Origin of the sequence: Paenibacillus sp. FSL R5-0636, assembly GCF_037974255.1 — a bacterium.
GTDB classification, from domain to species: domain Bacteria; phylum Bacillota; class Bacilli; order Paenibacillales; family Paenibacillaceae; genus Paenibacillus_AQ; species Paenibacillus_AQ odorifer.
In genome coordinates this window covers 5321964-5336692 of the sequence record NZ_CP150232.1, presented here as the reverse complement: position 1 = coordinate 5336692, position 14729 = coordinate 5321964, and the positions used below count along the sequence as shown (strand labels likewise).

Annotated in this window: 16 protein-coding genes; all 16 read left to right on the top strand. The window is 46.5% G+C overall.

The features are described from left to right. Positions 1 to 38: 38 nt before the first annotated feature. The 16 genes from spoVE (at position 39) to MKX34_RS24360 (ending at position 14631) form a co-directional block, all read left to right on the top strand. Positions 39 to 1136 (top strand): stage V sporulation protein E, encoded by a 1098-nt coding sequence (gene spoVE / locus MKX34_RS24435; RefSeq protein WP_036683647.1) that lies wholly within the window; start codon positions 39 to 41, stop codon positions 1134 to 1136. Between the two features lie 5 nt (positions 1137 to 1141). After that, a complete protein-coding gene (gene murG / locus MKX34_RS24430) occupies positions 1142 to 2254 on the top strand; it encodes an undecaprenyldiphospho-muramoylpentapeptide beta-N-acetylglucosaminyltransferase (protein WP_076297517.1) in 1113 nt (370 codons plus the stop codon). A gap of 206 nt (positions 2255 to 2460) precedes the next feature. Beyond that, positions 2461 to 3744, top strand: a complete 1284-nt coding sequence (murA, locus tag MKX34_RS24425) for a UDP-N-acetylglucosamine 1-carboxyvinyltransferase (RefSeq protein ID WP_036683642.1) — start codon at positions 2461 to 2463, stop codon at positions 3742 to 3744. 64 nt (positions 3745 to 3808) lie between these two features. Next, complete coding sequence (locus tag MKX34_RS24420; protein ID WP_076098550.1) at positions 3809 to 4564, top strand: FtsQ-type POTRA domain-containing protein; 756 nt, start codon at positions 3809 to 3811, stop codon at positions 4562 to 4564. 343 nt (positions 4565 to 4907) lie between these two features. After that, entirely contained in the window at positions 4908 to 6170 is a 1263-nt protein-coding gene (ftsA, locus tag MKX34_RS24415; protein WP_036683637.1) for a cell division protein FtsA, read from the top strand. 61 nt (positions 6171 to 6231) lie between these two features. Then, entirely contained in the window at positions 6232 to 7353 is a 1122-nt protein-coding gene (gene ftsZ, locus MKX34_RS24410; protein ID WP_036683633.1) for a cell division protein FtsZ, read from the top strand. 269 nt (positions 7354 to 7622) lie between these two features. Next, on the top strand, positions 7623 to 8570 hold the full coding sequence (spoIIGA, locus tag MKX34_RS24405) for a sigma-E processing peptidase SpoIIGA (protein WP_036683940.1): 948 nt from the start codon (positions 7623 to 7625) through the stop codon (positions 8568 to 8570). Positions 8571 to 8662: 92 nt separating this feature from the next. After that, on the top strand, positions 8663 to 9385 hold the full coding sequence (sigE, locus tag MKX34_RS24400) for an RNA polymerase sporulation sigma factor SigE (RefSeq protein ID WP_036683937.1): 723 nt from the start codon (positions 8663 to 8665) through the stop codon (positions 9383 to 9385). A 78-nt stretch (positions 9386 to 9463) separates the two neighbouring features. Beyond that, positions 9464 to 10246, top strand: a complete 783-nt coding sequence (gene sigG / locus MKX34_RS24395) for an RNA polymerase sporulation sigma factor SigG (protein WP_036683631.1) — start codon at positions 9464 to 9466, stop codon at positions 10244 to 10246. 130 nt (positions 10247 to 10376) lie between these two features. After that, complete coding sequence (locus MKX34_RS24390; protein WP_036683628.1) at positions 10377 to 10721, top strand: YlmC/YmxH family sporulation protein; 345 nt, start codon at positions 10377 to 10379, stop codon at positions 10719 to 10721. A 104-nt stretch (positions 10722 to 10825) separates the two neighbouring features. Further along, positions 10826 to 11683 (top strand): peptidoglycan editing factor PgeF, encoded by an 858-nt coding sequence (gene pgeF, locus MKX34_RS24385; RefSeq protein WP_076297516.1) that lies wholly within the window; start codon positions 10826 to 10828, stop codon positions 11681 to 11683. A 3-nt stretch (positions 11684 to 11686) separates the two neighbouring features. Continuing rightward, a complete protein-coding gene (locus MKX34_RS24380; RefSeq protein ID WP_038572851.1) occupies positions 11687 to 12373 on the top strand; it encodes a YggS family pyridoxal phosphate-dependent enzyme in 687 nt (228 codons plus the stop codon). Between the two features lie 11 nt (positions 12374 to 12384). Next, positions 12385 to 12825 carry a cell division protein SepF gene (gene sepF / locus MKX34_RS24375; RefSeq protein ID WP_036683619.1) on the top strand — a complete coding sequence of 147 codons (441 nt, stop codon included), beginning with the start codon at positions 12385 to 12387 and terminating at the stop codon, positions 12823 to 12825. A gap of 7 nt (positions 12826 to 12832) precedes the next feature. Next, positions 12833 to 13099 carry a YggT family protein gene (locus MKX34_RS24370; RefSeq protein WP_036683616.1) on the top strand — a complete coding sequence of 89 codons (267 nt, stop codon included), beginning with the start codon at positions 12833 to 12835 and terminating at the stop codon, positions 13097 to 13099. A 9-nt stretch (positions 13100 to 13108) separates the two neighbouring features. After that, positions 13109 to 13891: a YlmH/Sll1252 family protein gene (locus MKX34_RS24365; protein WP_038572849.1), complete on the top strand. Its 783-nt coding sequence runs from the start codon at positions 13109 to 13111 to the stop codon at positions 13889 to 13891. 227 nt (positions 13892 to 14118) lie between these two features. After that, positions 14119 to 14631, top strand: a complete 513-nt coding sequence (locus MKX34_RS24360; RefSeq protein WP_051491297.1) for a DivIVA domain-containing protein — start codon at positions 14119 to 14121, stop codon at positions 14629 to 14631. Positions 14632 to 14729: the final 98 nt, after the last annotated feature.

Sequence of the window (14729 nt, the reverse complement as noted above, 5' to 3'; positions counted from 1 at the left end):
GATAAGCCCCTACTACGGATGCAAGAGGTGTGCTCCTGATGAACAAAACTCGTCATGCTCCCGATATTTGGTTGCTGATTCCCATTCTTTCTTTGCTGGTAATCGGCATGGTGATGGTATACAGCGCCGGATCTGTCTTGGGCTTCCGCAATTATGGAGATTCGTTTTACTTTGTAAAGAGGCAGCTTTTGTTTGCAGGACTGGGACTTGTTGCAATGTTTGTTACAGCGAATACAGACTACAAAGTGTTAAAAAAGCTGGCTAAGCCGGCACTGATTGTCTGCTTTATCCTGCTCGTTATGGTGCTTATTCCCGGCATTGGTGTAGTTCGCGGGGGAGCGCGCAGCTGGCTCGGAATCAGCTCCTTCGGGATTCAGCCCTCCGAGTTCATGAAGATGGGGATGATTCTATTTCTGGCGAATTGGCTGGGAAAAGAAGAGTATGATATCACCTCCTTCACTCGTGGCTTACTTCCACCGTTAGCGCTTATCGGATCAGCCTTTGCACTGATTATGCTCCAGCCGGATCTGGGTACAGGTACCGTTATGTTTGGCGCAGCCTTGATGATGGTCTTTACAGCTGGGGCAAGAATGAAACATCTACTCTCACTAGGAGTAGCTGGCGTGGCTGGGTTTGTTGCTTTGGTTGCCGCAGCACCTTACCGGTTGCAGCGGATAACCGCTTTTCTTGATCCTTGGTCCGATCCCCTCGGTGCAGGCTACCAGATTATTCAGTCGCTATACGCGATTGGCCCTGGAGGGCTTGGGGGTCTCGGACTTGGAATGAGCCGGCAGAAGTACAGTTATGTACCTGAGCCGCAGACCGATTTTATTTTTTCTATATTGGCCGAGGAACTGGGGTTTATCGGTGGTTTGGCTGTGTTGATCCTGTTTCTTATTCTAATCTGGCGCGGAATGAAGGTGGCGATGAGTCTGCCTGACCGTTTTGGAAGCTATTTGGCCGTTGGCATCGTCTGTATGGTGGCTGTGCAAGTCATTATTAATATTGGTGTGGTCATCGGTCTAATGCCTGTAACAGGCATCACACTTCCTCTGATTAGCTATGGAGGTTCTTCGCTTACACTGATGTTAACCTCCCTGGGCATTCTATTGAACTTATCCCGTTATGCGAGGTGAAAGACATGCGTATCGTATTAAGCGGCGGAGGCACGGGTGGTCATATCTATCCCGCAGTCGCTGTTGCTAGACAACTGGAAGCAGAAGATAGAGAATCTACCTTCCTGTATATTGGTGGAACGCGTGGCTTAGAGAGCAAGCTTGTTCCCCAAGAGAATATCCCTTTCAAATCTATCGACATCACTGGCTTTCGGCGCAAGCTGTCCATGGACAACGTCAAGACGGTGATGCGTTTTTTAAAGGGCGTTAAGGCTTCCAAAGAAATGTTAAGAGAGTTTAAGCCTGATGTTGTAATTGGTACAGGCGGTTATGTATGTGGTCCGGTCGTTTACGCTGCATCCCGGCTGGGTATCCCAACCTTGATCCATGAGCAAAATGCTATCCCTGGTTTGACAAATCGTTTTCTAAGTCGTTACGCGAGTACAGTGGCCGTAAGCTTTGAAGGGACAGAATCTGCTTTTCCGGGGAGCAAGCACGTAATCTACACAGGTAATCCTCGGGCAACGACGGTTACTACGGCTAGTCCACAACGGGGGTTTGCCTCGCTGGGCATTCCGGATAACAGCACGGTTGTTTTGGTTGTTGGCGGCAGTCAAGGGGCTAAGGCTATTAATAAAGCCATGATTGAAATGGCCCCATTTGTGGGTAAGGGTAATGGTGTTCATTATGTTTACGTTACAGGTGAGCCTTATTTTGAGGATACCCGTGCTGAATTGCGTCAGAAGCTGGGTAGCACACCGAACTGGCTGCATGTCCTACCTTATGTTCACAATATGCCGGAGGTCTTGGCTTGTACCTCCTTAATCGTAAATCGGGCGGGGGCATCTTTTCTCGCTGAGATTACAGCGCTGGGTATTCCTTCTGTACTTATCCCTTCTCCTAATGTGACGAACAATCACCAAGAGGCGAATGCAAGACAGCTGGAACGCGAAGGGGCCGCTGTGGTGCTGCTTGAGAAGGATTTGAATGGTAAGGCGCTTTATGAAGCTGTGCAAGCAATCATTGGAACTGAAGCTGTACGCCAAAAAATGTCCGAGGCTTCCAAACGACTGGGCAAAAGGGATTCTGCTGCCATTGTCACTAACGAACTCCGAAGACTAGCCGGTAAACAGCCTTAAGCCATTTACCTTTGAGAGGTATTTTCCTTATTGGCAGCTCTCTGTCACACACTTGGAGGAACGAACATAGGATAATCCTATAATCGTGACAATCACCCAGAACACTTCCTAACCTGAAAGGTAGTGCAGGATAATCTTGTACATTTCATATGACCTTGTATCGGAAGTGTTTGTGGTGGGTGAGCGGTAATCTCGGAGGTGATACATTGGACAAATTGGTGATTGAGGGTGGAAGTCCCCTGTCAGGCACCATTCGTATCCATGGAGCAAAAAATGCGGCGCTGCCGATTCTAGCGGCAAGCCTGCTGGCCGAAGGAGTTCACTCACTGCATAATGTGCCGAAGCTGCTGGACATCGAGACTATGCTAGACATCTTGGATCGGCTGGGCTGCAGGTGCGTGCATCAAGAGGATACGGTGACGATAGATACGTCAGCCGTGGGGACATCTCATGTACCTGAGGATTTGATGCGGCAGATGAGATCTTCCATTTTTTTAATGGGACCGCTGTTATCCAGATTTGGTGAGGTAACGATCTATCAGCCTGGTGGCTGTGCGATCGGGGAGCGTAAAATCGATCTTCATTTGCAGGGTCTTAAAGCACTGGGGGCGGAGATCGAGGAAAGCAACGGACGAATATCCTGTCGGGGCTCAAAGCTTGTAGGGAGTGATATTCATCTCGACTATCCAAGTGTTGGAGCCACGGAGAATATTATGATGGCTGCCGCCAAGGCAGAGGGGACAACGACGATATCGGGAGCAGCAAGAGAGCCGGAAATACAGGATCTACAGCAATTTTTGAATAGTATGGGTGCTCAGATTATCGGTGCAGGCACCGATACCATTACGATCCAGGGTGTCAAAAACTTATATCCCTGTACGTACGAGGTAATCCCAGACCGGATAGTGGCTGGAACTGTAATGATTGCTGCGGCAGCTACACGTGGGAATGTGACCTTGACACATACGAACGCCGGGCATCTGACTTCGCTTATTCATGTGCTTAAGCGGGCTGGTGTTCAAATCACAGTATGCAATGATATAATTAATGTCAGCTGCATGGGGCGTCCGCGTGCGGTTGAGAGAATTGTAACCTCTCCTTATCCTTCTTTCCCGACGGATCTGCAATCTCAGGTCATGGTGCTGCTGTCGCTCGCCGATGGTTTTAGTGTGATCAAGGAAACGGTGTTTGAGGGACGGTTCAAACATGTGGAAGAAATGGCCCGGATGGGTGCTGACATCTCTATCGATTTGAATCGTGCGTTTATTCGCGGCGTTCAGAGATTGTATGGTGCTACTGTGGAAGCTACTGATTTGCGGGCGGGTGCAGCTCTGGTCATTGCCGGGCTTGCTGCACAAGGGACTACGGTCGTTGAGCAAGCGCATCACATTGACCGTGGTTATGATGGAATAGAGAAGCTGTTTCAGAAGCTTGGCGCGCGAATAAGCCGTAAGGTGCCTGTAACGGATCCACTTGATTTGGCCAATTAAAGCTCCCTGTCTCCTTCCAGATCTCTCAGAGAAGGAGACAGGGCCTTATTACGGAGATATGAGAATGACTACAACCCGATTACCTCTACTTAAAGAGGACAAGCCTAAGAAAAAAATGAGCCGTAAGATTACGGCGATCCTGCTGCTGCTGTTCACTGCGCTTCTTGCTGTGATTTTTTTCAGATCGTCTATTAGCCATATTACAGTGATAGATTTTCAAGGTAGCAAGTATTCTACTAGTGAAGAGTTACTCTCACAAAGTGGAATTAAAATAGGTGGGCAATTCTTTGCTGTATCAACTAAAGCTGTGGAAGAATCTCTGCTGAAGCTTAAGACGATTAAAGACGTCAGCGTGCAGAAGGATTTCCCCGGGGTGATCACAGTAAAGATTGAGGAATTCCCTGCGGTAGCTTATGAACTGGAACAGGGAGGCCTCTTAAAGGCGATTCTGTCCAGTGGAGCTGCAGTGCCTGTTAATGAGACTGGAATTGCTGTTGAGAAACCTATATTAACGAACTGGGACCCGGATGATCCGAATAAGGCTAAGCTATGTCAAGCATTAGCAAGCATTCCTAATGAATTGACAAGTGATATCTCTGAGATTGTTCCCTCGCCAACCTTGTCTTTTCCAGACCGGATCAAGCTCTATACTAGATCCCGTTTTGAGGTGATTACAGCCATCTCTTTGCTAAAGAGCAAGGTGTCCTATTTGAATCAGATTATAGAGACTGAACAGCCTGGACTCATTAAAATGCTAGAAGCCGATTCATATGTTCCTTTTCAGGTGGAAAGCGATGAAGAAGATGTTGCGCAAGAGTAGTGTGGAGGTAAATAGTCCCTACTAATAGAGTTAAAAAAATGCTACAATCGGAGTTACGGGCAAGAAGCTATATCCCTCTTTTTTCTTCGATTTTTTTGAGATATAGTACTATATTTGGTTGAAATGACCAATTAGGCCGATATTTCTTGTGATAATTGCTATTTTTACAATAACATATGAGTAACTATTCACATTTGGGGATGTTGGAATATTATTCCGTTCAAAAAATTTGTAGAAAAAAGAGGGAAAGGATTAGGTATGTTGAATATGTACAGAGAAGTTTCCCGGGACCGGGATAAGGTAATGCAATTAATTATGATTATAACAGGAGGTGCCATAGGACTTGAGCAACAATGACATCATTGTTAGTTTGGACATCGGTACATCCAAAGTTCGGGCAATAATTGGGGAAGTTACCAATGGAACCTTTAATATTATTGGCGTTGGATCTGCTGATTCGGAAGGAATACGTAAAGGCGCGATTGTAGATATCGACCAAACTGTGCAATCGATCAAAAGTGCTATAGATCATGCAGAGCAGATGGTGGGTATTCAAATATCAGAGGTTTATGTAGGCATTTCCGGTAATCATATTGGCCTGCAATCCAGCCACGGTGTTGTGGCCGTTCAGAATGAGGATCGTGAAATCGGCGATGATGATATCGATCGCGTAATTAAAGCTGCGGAAGTCATTGCTATGCCTCCGGAGCGTGAAGTGATTGATGTTGTTCCCAAACAATTTATCGTCGATGGTCTTGAAGGAATTCAAGACCCGCGCGGAATGATTGGTGTTCGTTTGGAAGTTGAGGCAACAATCATTACGGGTGCTAAGACGCCAATACATAATCTACTACGCTGTGTTGAGAAATCAGGGCTGAAGGTAAAGGATCTTGTGCTGATGTCTCTTGGAGCTGGTGGATTGGCGCTGTCCAAGGACGAGAAATCGATGGGATCTGTTCTGGTTGATATTGGTGCGGGCTCAACAACAATAGCCATATACGAAGAGGGTTCTCTTAGTGCAACCTCCACGATTCCGATCGGAGGAGAATTCGTAACCAATGATATTGCCTACGGACTTCGGACGCTTACTGATCAAGCGGAGAAGGTAAAACTTAAATATGGTTGCGCATGGATTGACGATGCAGCCTCAGACGTTGTCTTCAAGGTATTGCGCATTGGCAGTAACGTGGAGAAGGAATTTAACCAAGAGGATCTGGCGGCAATTATCGAGCCAAGGGTGCAAGAAATATTCCACCTGATTCGTCAAGAAGTTAAACGGCTTGGTTACAGTGAACTGCCTGGAGGTTATATACTTACAGGTGGGACTGTCTCGATGCCGGGTGTATTGAAGGCTGCTCAGACCGAGCTGGCTGCATCTGTACGCATCGCCGTGCCGGATTATATCGGTGTACGGGACCCTGGGTTTACCGGCGGTGTCGGTATTCTGCATAATGTTGTCCGTAGTTTCCGAGCAAGAAACAGTGGTGGAAGCAGCAACAAAAAGACGGTCAACCGGAGCAAGCAGAACGCCACTCCGAGTCAGGAAACTGTTCAGAAGCCCGGATTTGTGGAGCGTCTAAAAAATATGTTTAGCGAGTTTATATAAGTGTAAGTCCAGATATACTTGGACCGGCCATCCAAGCACATTGAGGGGGAGATGGAACAATATGTTAGAATTTGATTTTGAAATGGAGAGCTTGGCGCAAATAAAAGTCATCGGCGTGGGCGGCGGAGGTAGTAATGCTGTCAACCGGATGATTGAAAACGGCGTTCAGGGTGTAGAATTTATTACGGTTAATACAGACGCCCAAGCGTTGCATATGGCCAAATCGGAGCACAAGCTGCAGATTGGGGACAAGCTGACCCGTGGTTTGGGTGCAGGCGCCAACCCTGAAGTCGGTAAGAAAGCAGCGGAGGAATCCCGTGATCTGATTTCGAATACCCTTAAAGGTGCAGATATGGTATTTGTTACTGCAGGAATGGGTGGCGGTACAGGTACAGGTGCGGCGCCAGTTATAGCTGAAATTGCTAGAGAGTGTGGAGCCCTGACTGTGGGTGTAGTTACTCGCCCGTTCACTTTTGAAGGAAGAAAACGTTATAACCAGGCAATGCTTGGAATCGAAGCTTTGAAAGAAAAAGTCGACACGCTAATTGTCATTCCAAATGACCGTTTGCTTGAGATCGTTGATAAGAAAACACCGATGTTGGAAGCTTTCCGTGAAGCAGATAATGTTCTCCGGCAGGCTGTTCAAGGTATCTCTGACCTAATTAAGGTTCCTGGTCTGATTAACCTTGACTTTGCGGATGTAAAGACGATCATGACAGAGCGCGGTTCAGCGCTTATGGGAATTGGTATAGCAAATGGTGAGAACCGTGCGTCTGAAGCAGCACGTAAAGCCATCATGAGCCCACTCTTGGAAACGTCTATTGAAGGCGCCCGCGGCGTAATCATGAATATTACGGGAGGATCTAACCTCTCCCTATACGAAGTCAATGAAGCGGCTGAGATCGTTACATCCGCCTCTGATCCTGAAGTGAATATGATCTTTGGTGCGATAATTGATGAAGGCCTGAAGGATGATATCAAAGTAACAGTAATTGCTACTGGCTTTGAACATAAACCATCGCCTGAAGCTCCAGGACGTCGTCCGGTCTCGACGAATAACGAGCCAGCGGCAGCACCGGATAAGAACGCTGCTAATCTGCGTCCGTTCGGGAATCAGAACACGTCAGATCAGTTGGATATTCCGACGTTCCTGCGTAACCGTAATCGTAGCAACAACGACTAGTTAAATATTTTTATCAAGAAGATATGAAAGCACCGTATTATCCAGCTAATAGAGCTAGGGTACTGCGGTGCTTTTTTTATGTGAAATGCTGTTCAGAAGGAATAAAACCCTCCCACGCTATAACTCGACAAAAAAACCTCAAGAATGCCCCCCAAGTTTAGACAGACTTTGAAAGCGAGACTTTTTATACTAATCATATCGTCCAAAAAACAGAGCCTGATCCATTTTGGCTACAGGATAGATTCCGCCATAGTAGGCAGGTGAATGCACTGGTTGTTTATATTGACTTGATATTCGCCGCCAATCTAGTGATCGACGGAATTCTATTGTGGCTGACAGGCTGGATGGTCAAGCTGAGGATATCATGGTGGCGGCTAGTCCTCTCAGCTCTGGTTGGTGCGCTCTATGTGGTGATGATGTTTGTGCCGGAGTTGTCTTTCATGTATACCTTCCTCATTAAGTTTGGATTGTCGGTGGTTATGCTATGGATTGCCTTTGGTTTTGGGAGTCTGCAAAGCTACCTTCGCACTATGGGAGCTTTTTATATTATCAACTTCGCAGCTGCTGGTGGGATTGTAGGTATTCACTATTTGCTGCAGAGCTCCGGTGATATTTGGAATGGTATTATGTTCACTGCTTCAGGAGGGCATGCTTACCGCCTAAAGATTGGTTTTTGGTTTGTAATTGCAGTATTTCCCCTGGTGTTAATCTGCTTCAAGGCAGTGCACTCCTCACGAATCAGAAGGGAGCAGCTTGAAACCTATATCGGTGAGGTGGTAGTAGAAATTGATGGAGTGACTGTTTCCTGTCCCGGCCTGCTAGACACAGGTAACCGGCTTTGTGATCCTTTGACCCGCATACCGGTGATGGTTATGGAATCTTCGCTCTGGGAGGGACATCTGCCTGAAACATGGAAAGGTAGACTCACTCAGGACGGAGCGGACAAACTTTTACTAGAAACGGACGGGCAGTCGTTTGCTTGGCAGGACAGGATGCGACTGGTGCCTTACAGGGGAGTTAACCGGGGGGCATCATTTATGCTTGCACTGAAGCCTGATCAGGTGACGATAAAGCTTGGTGAAGATATCTTTTATTGTAAAAGAGTCTTGATCGGGCTGGATGGTGGGACATTGTCGGGGGATGGAGCCTATCGGGCTGTAATACATCCTGATTTGACTCAAAAAGAGAGCGCTATTGATGCAGCACTGCCTTCCTAATCTTTAAAGCTAGCTGAACCAAACTTCTGATGGCTGAAAGCGGGATTTGAAAGCTTCACACGCGAACCGTGCACTTCTTGGAGGAGGAACAAATAATGGTCAAATGGAAAATTGCTCTGCAGCTGCAATATTACCGCATGCTGTTTCTACTAGGGCTGAAGAGTCAGGAAATCTATTATATTGGCGGGAGTGAGGCACTTCCTCCACCGCTGACACGGGAAGAAGAAGAATATCTGCTTCAGCGGCTGTCTAGCGGCGATGCAGCTGTTCGTGCGATGTTGATTGAGCGCAATCTTCGCTTGGTAGTATATATCGCTCGTAAATTTGAGAATACCGGCATCAATATCGAGGATCTGGTTTCGATTGGCGCTATTGGCTTAATTAAGGCTGTGAACACTTTTGATCCTGAGAAAAAAATAAAACTGGCTACTTATGCATCCCGCTGCATAGAGAATGAAATCTTGATGTATCTGCGGCGGAACAGTAAGACACGGAGTGAGGTTTCTTTTGATGAGCCGCTTAATATTGATTGGGATGGCAATGAATTATTGCTTTCTGACGTATTAGGAACGGAAAATGATACCATTTATCGGAACATAGAAGAACAGGTTGATCGCAAGCTGCTGCAAAAGGCACTGGAAAAGCTGAGTGACCGGGAAAGACTCATTATGGAGCTGAGATTTGGCCTGCGCGGAGGCGAAGAAAAGACACAAAAAGATGTGGCCGATCTGCTTGGCATCTCCCAATCTTATATTTCGCGGCTGGAGAAAAGAATTATCAAGCGGCTGCGCAAGGAGTTTAACAAGATGGTGTAAGGTGAAATTAGCAAGGAATAAAATGGCGAGCCCGGGAGATAATGTACAGTAATGTTTCTCCTTGGGAGGTAAATCATCATGACCCGTAATAAAGTCGAGATTTGCGGTGTGGATACTGCTAAGCTGCCTGTTCTAACGAATGTGGAAATGCGGCAACTGTTCACTTCGCTGCAGCAGCAGGGCGAGCGATCCGCCAGAGAGAAATTGGTAAACGGTAATCTTAGACTTGTTCTAAGCGTTATCCAGAGGTTCAATAATAGGGGAGAATTTGTTGACGATTTGTTCCAGGTGGGTTGCATCGGTCTGATGAAAGCCATTGATAATTTCGATTTATCACAAAACGTTAAATTCTCCACATATGCAGTTCCGATGATTATCGGTGAGATTCGGCGTTACCTGCGTGATAACAACCCGATTCGGGTATCACGTTCTCTCAGAGATATCGCCTACAAGGCGCTCCAGGTACGTGATAGTCTGACCAATCAGAACTCGCGGGAACCGACGATATTCGAAATATCAGAAGCGCTGGGTGTGCCGAAGGAAGATGTTGTATTTGCTCTTGATGCCATTCAGGATCCAGTGTCCTTATTCGAGCCGATCTATCATGACGGCGGCGATCCTATTTATGTAATGGACCAGATTAGCGACGATAAGAATAAGGATGTGTCGTGGATCGAAGAAATTGCATTACGTGAAGCGATGCGTAAGTTAGGACAAAGGGAGAAACGAATTTTATCCATGCGGTTTTTCGAAGGGAAAACACAGATGGAGGTCGCAGACGAGATTGGCATTTCACAGGCACAGGTCTCACGTTTGGAGAAATCTGCGATTCAGCAAATGCAAAAACACGTGAAATCTTAGAGCAGTAGCCATGAGGAGATATTCCAGAATCCGGGTTAAGGATTTTGGGCGATCTCCTCTTTTTAATGAATGTAGACAAGCTTCCGTATCATATATTGGACTATAGGTCGGATTGTACAGGGGTGGTGAGATGAACGAGGATTATCAAGGGTCTGCCAAAAAAATGAAAATCTCTGATTTTCAGACGAAGGATGTTATCAACATTGTAGATGGCAAGCGGCTGGGGCAGATTAGTGATCTGGAGCTTGATTTGCGCCGTGGTGTCATAGATGCCATCGTTATACCCGGATACACTCGGTTTATGGGATTGTTCGGAGGCGGGACAGATCTGATTATTCCATGGCGGAATATAGTCAAGATCGGGTCCGATGTAGTGCTCGTGAAGATTGAAGAGTCACGGATGTCTCCGGGACAGGAAGAGCGGGAAACGATGTATCTGGAGCGGGGAGATCGCAGCGAACGGCGCACTTATTAATTAGGTGCGTTTTTTGTTTTTTTATTTAAGAATTTAGGCGATCTGGCTTAAGCGTCACTTTGTACGGGTATTTACATGTGGTACACTAAGGCGGAGGTGAGGAAATGGAACCGTTTGTGCAGGGGAAAGAAATGCTTATGCTGCTCCATCTGGAGCCGTGGCGAGTGGAGCATAACGAAATTACAACGGGGTTTACTGGTAGACAGGGAGGGGCTAGCAAGGCGCCCTATGACAGCCTGAATTGTGCGTTTCACGTTGGGGATGCTCCTGAAGCTGTCCTGAGCAATCGGAGAGCGCTTGTCGAAGCTCTTGATTTCAAACCGGAAGCATGGACCTGTGGAGAACAAACCCATGGGGCAGAGATAGCTGTGGTAAGGGAAGTAGACCGTGGGCGGGGACAACAGGACAGAGCATCGGCATTTCAAGCCACGGACGGTCTGCTGACGGATGTGCCCGGGGTTTTGTTGACTTCTTTTTATGCGGATTGTGTGCCCCTTTATTTTTATGATCCCGTGCGTAGAGTCGTCGGTCTTGCGCATGCAGGCTGGAAAGGGACGGTGGCTCAGATTGCCGCAGCCATGGTGAATAAGCTGCAAACGGTATACGGCAGCAATCCACATGATATTGTGGCAGCGATCGGTCCATCCATTGGCGACTGCTGTTATGAGGTGGATGATTATGTGATGGAGCATGTTCGCCAGTTGGAGGGCAGCTTGAATGAGGGTATAGAAACTTTCGATGCTGTGGAGCTTTACAGAGCCTCAGAGACTGATCAGAGTAAATACTTGCTAAACTTGAAAGAAATGAATCGACGCATTATGATAAAAGCAGGAATATTGCCGACTCATATCGAATGTACAACATGGTGTACAAGCTGTAATCGTGATTTGTTTTTTTCATATCGCAAAGAAAACGGTATTACAGGCAGAATGACGAGCTGGATCGGAATAAAGGAGAGTTGAAAGTTGTCTTTAACACTGCAGGAGAGAATTGCTGAGGTAGAGGAACGTGTAGCACGTGCCTGCGCGGCAAGCGGCCGGGATCGTAATGACGTCAAGGTAATTGCAGTGACGAAATATGTTTCTCTGGAAATGGTATCCTCCGTATTGGAGGCAGGACTAGAGCATATTGCCGAGAGTCGCTGGCAGGATGCTGAGCACAAATGGAAGGTTTTAGGGGACAAAGGGACATGGCATTTTATCGGGCATTTGCAAACCAATAAGGTTAAAGACGTTATTGGAAAATTTCAATATATACACTCTTTGGACCGGATGTCTCTGGCGCAAGAATTACACAAAAAGGCGCTTGCCGCCGATCAGGAAGTGAATGTGTTTCTTCAAGTGAATATCTCTGGCGAAGATACGAAGTTCGGTCTGTCACCTGAGGCAGTACCTGGATTTTTACGTGAAATCGCTAGTTTGGACCGCGTTAAGGTAATTGGACTTATGACGATGGCACCTTTAGAAGGTGATCCAGAGCTTACCCGTCCTGTATTTCGCGGACTTCGTGAGCTGCGCGATGAGCTTAATCAACTTGCTTTGACACCTGAGCCGATTACGGAGCTGTCCATGGGAATGTCGAATGATTTTGAAGTGGCGATACAGGAAGGAGCTACCTGGGTACGCCTGGGTACGGTGTTAGTAGGCCATTAGGAGGGATCGTGATGAGCGTTATGAACCGATTTATGAGTTTTTTGGGCTTGCAGGAGGAAGAGGAAGTTGTGGAGCGGGAGCAAATCCACGAAGAGGATGAGTATGAGCCGGCCCCTGTAGAAACCCGCAAAAATCAAAGGGGCAACGTTGTCAGTATCCATTCGCAAAAAAATGTCAAGGTTGTATTATATGAACCACGTTCATATGATGAGGCACAGGAGATTGCTGATCATCTTCGTTCGCATCGGACGGTAGTAATTAACCTGCAGCGTGTTCGCAATGATCAAGCAATGAGAATTATTGATTTTCTCAGTGGAACTGTTTATGCCCTTGGGGGAGGAATCTCTAAAATTGGGGGCAATATATTTATGTGCACTCCAGATACTGTTGAAATTCAAGGCTCCATTACAGAAATCCTAGGTGACGATCAAGACTATAACAGAATGAGGTGAATGGGCTTTGCTTCAAATTGATTACATTATCGATATTTTGTTTAATATTTATTTTTACATGATTATTTTCTATGTGCTAATGTCCTGGTTACCCAACGTTCGTGATAACTTCATTGGAGAACTGCTAAGCAAACTCGTAGAGCCGTATTTAACACCTTTCAGACGGTTTATTCCACCGCTCTTCGGTACACTTGATATCTCTCCAATCATTGCATTACTTGTCTTGGAATTCGCAGCAGGCGGACTTAAATCTATCCTGCATTTGATTTTTTAGGCATCTGTGATGAAGAACGAAGTTTACGGGCATTTTCATCCCGATGAACGTCAATTTGTGGACAAGGCCTTTGAATGGGTTACCAACGCTGGAGAATATCATGAGACTAAATTAACTGAATTTCTCGATCCCCGCCAAGGTTTTATTCTGCAAACTTTAGTTAACCGCCATCCTGACGTGATTGTTAAATGGGAGGGTGGACATGCTGAGGCAGAGCGGAAGCGAGCGCTTGTCGCCCCTGATTATCGTGATCTGGATCAGGAAGACATGGAGCTGAAGGTGCTTGCGATAACCTCAGGGGAGCAGAAGTTTCTGGCCTTGGAGCACGGGGACTACATGGGTTCTATTCTGGGGCTGGGCGTTAAACGAGGCAAAATCGGTGATATTCATGTTCTGGACGATGGTTGTCATGTTGTAGTCGCTGCTGATATTGCAGATTATTTAGCTATGAATTTAACTGGAGTGCACCGGATACAGGTAAGTACGGAAGTATTACCCCTTTCCGCCTTGCGTAATAGTGAGGTTAAGCTGGAAGTGATGGATTTGACTGTAGCGTCCCTGCGATTGGATGGCATTGCCGCAGATGTAACACGGCTTAGCCGAAGCAAAATTCTTGCTCCCATCAAGGCTGGACGCGTTCGGGTAAACTGGAAAGTGGAGGAAGACCCATCCTGCAGTCTTAAGGATGGTGACATGGTATCTATTCAAGGTTTCGGTCGCTTCAAGGTGCTAGAGGTCGGCAGTTTGACGAAAAAGGGCCGATACCGTGTTCAGATTGGTAAATTTGTGTGAATCCCTTGCAGGAATACGGTCTTACTTGTCGAAATTGATTATTTCGAGGGAATCAAACATTTTTAAAGCTGGACGCCGATACTTTAAAGAAGAGGCGGACCATAAATGGCAGGCGGAACACAGAAACACCTTCTGCCTTTACTTGAAGTACAGTCTTTCTTCTTTGTCTGCCGCTTAGTTGCGATTTAGAGATAAAGAAGGTCCGAAATTTCTAGGAGGTGCACAGCATGCCATTAACACCGCTCGATATACATAACAAGGAGTTTTCTCGGAGACTTCGCGGTTATGATGAGGACGAGGTCAACGAATTTCTAGATCAAGTGATCAAGGATTACGAAAGCGTCATCCGTGAGAACAAGGAACTGCAGAATCAGCTCTTGTCTATTCAAGAGCGTCTGGATCATTTTGTGAATATTGAAGAAAGTTTATCAAAGACGATCTTAGTCGCTCAGGAAGCGGCGGATGATGTGAAGAACAACTCCAAGAAGGAATCCCAGCTCATTATCAAGGAAGCGGAGAAAAACGCCGATCGGATTATTAACGAAGCGTTATCCAAATCCCGTAAGGTTGCTATTGAGACTGAAGAATTGCGTAAGCAAGCTTCGATCTATCGCACTCGTTTCCGGACATTAGTGGAAGCTCAGCTGGAGCTGTTATCACAGGATGACTGGAATGCCTTAGAGAGTCGTGAGGCGAGCGAGAACGTAGCCTTCAAGGATGATGTTCTTCATCGCATCTAAAGGTTTCAGACGATAATTGGCTAAATAGAGGGAGCTATTCCCTCTATTTTTATTTTCCGATAAAATAGACCATAATAAAGTGAACTCCATGCGCAAGT

Excerpts from the sequence above, each read along its gene's own strand:
- sepF (WP_036683619.1), top strand. The coding sequence starts at position 12,385 with ATGAGCGTTATGAACCGATTTATGAGTTTTTTGGGCTTGCAGGAGGAA.
- murG (WP_076297517.1), top strand. The coding sequence starts at position 1,142 with ATGCGTATCGTATTAAGCGGCGGAGGCACGGGTGGTCATATCTATCCC.
- sigG (WP_036683631.1), top strand. The coding sequence starts at position 9,464 with ATGACCCGTAATAAAGTCGAGATTTGCGGTGTGGATACTGCTAAGCTG.
- MKX34_RS24390 (WP_036683628.1), top strand. The coding sequence starts at position 10,377 with ATGAACGAGGATTATCAAGGGTCTGCCAAAAAAATGAAAATCTCTGAT.
- spoVE (WP_036683647.1), top strand. The coding sequence starts at position 39 with ATGAACAAAACTCGTCATGCTCCCGATATTTGGTTGCTGATTCCCATT.
- MKX34_RS24365 (WP_038572849.1), top strand. The coding sequence starts at position 13,109 with ATGAAGAACGAAGTTTACGGGCATTTTCATCCCGATGAACGTCAATTT.
- pgeF (WP_076297516.1), top strand. The coding sequence starts at position 10,826 with ATGGAACCGTTTGTGCAGGGGAAAGAAATGCTTATGCTGCTCCATCTG.
- MKX34_RS24360 (WP_051491297.1), top strand. The coding sequence starts at position 14,119 with ATGCCATTAACACCGCTCGATATACATAACAAGGAGTTTTCTCGGAGA.
- ftsZ (WP_036683633.1), top strand. The coding sequence starts at position 6,232 with ATGTTAGAATTTGATTTTGAAATGGAGAGCTTGGCGCAAATAAAAGTC.
- MKX34_RS24420 (WP_076098550.1), top strand. The coding sequence starts at position 3,809 with ATGACTACAACCCGATTACCTCTACTTAAAGAGGACAAGCCTAAGAAA.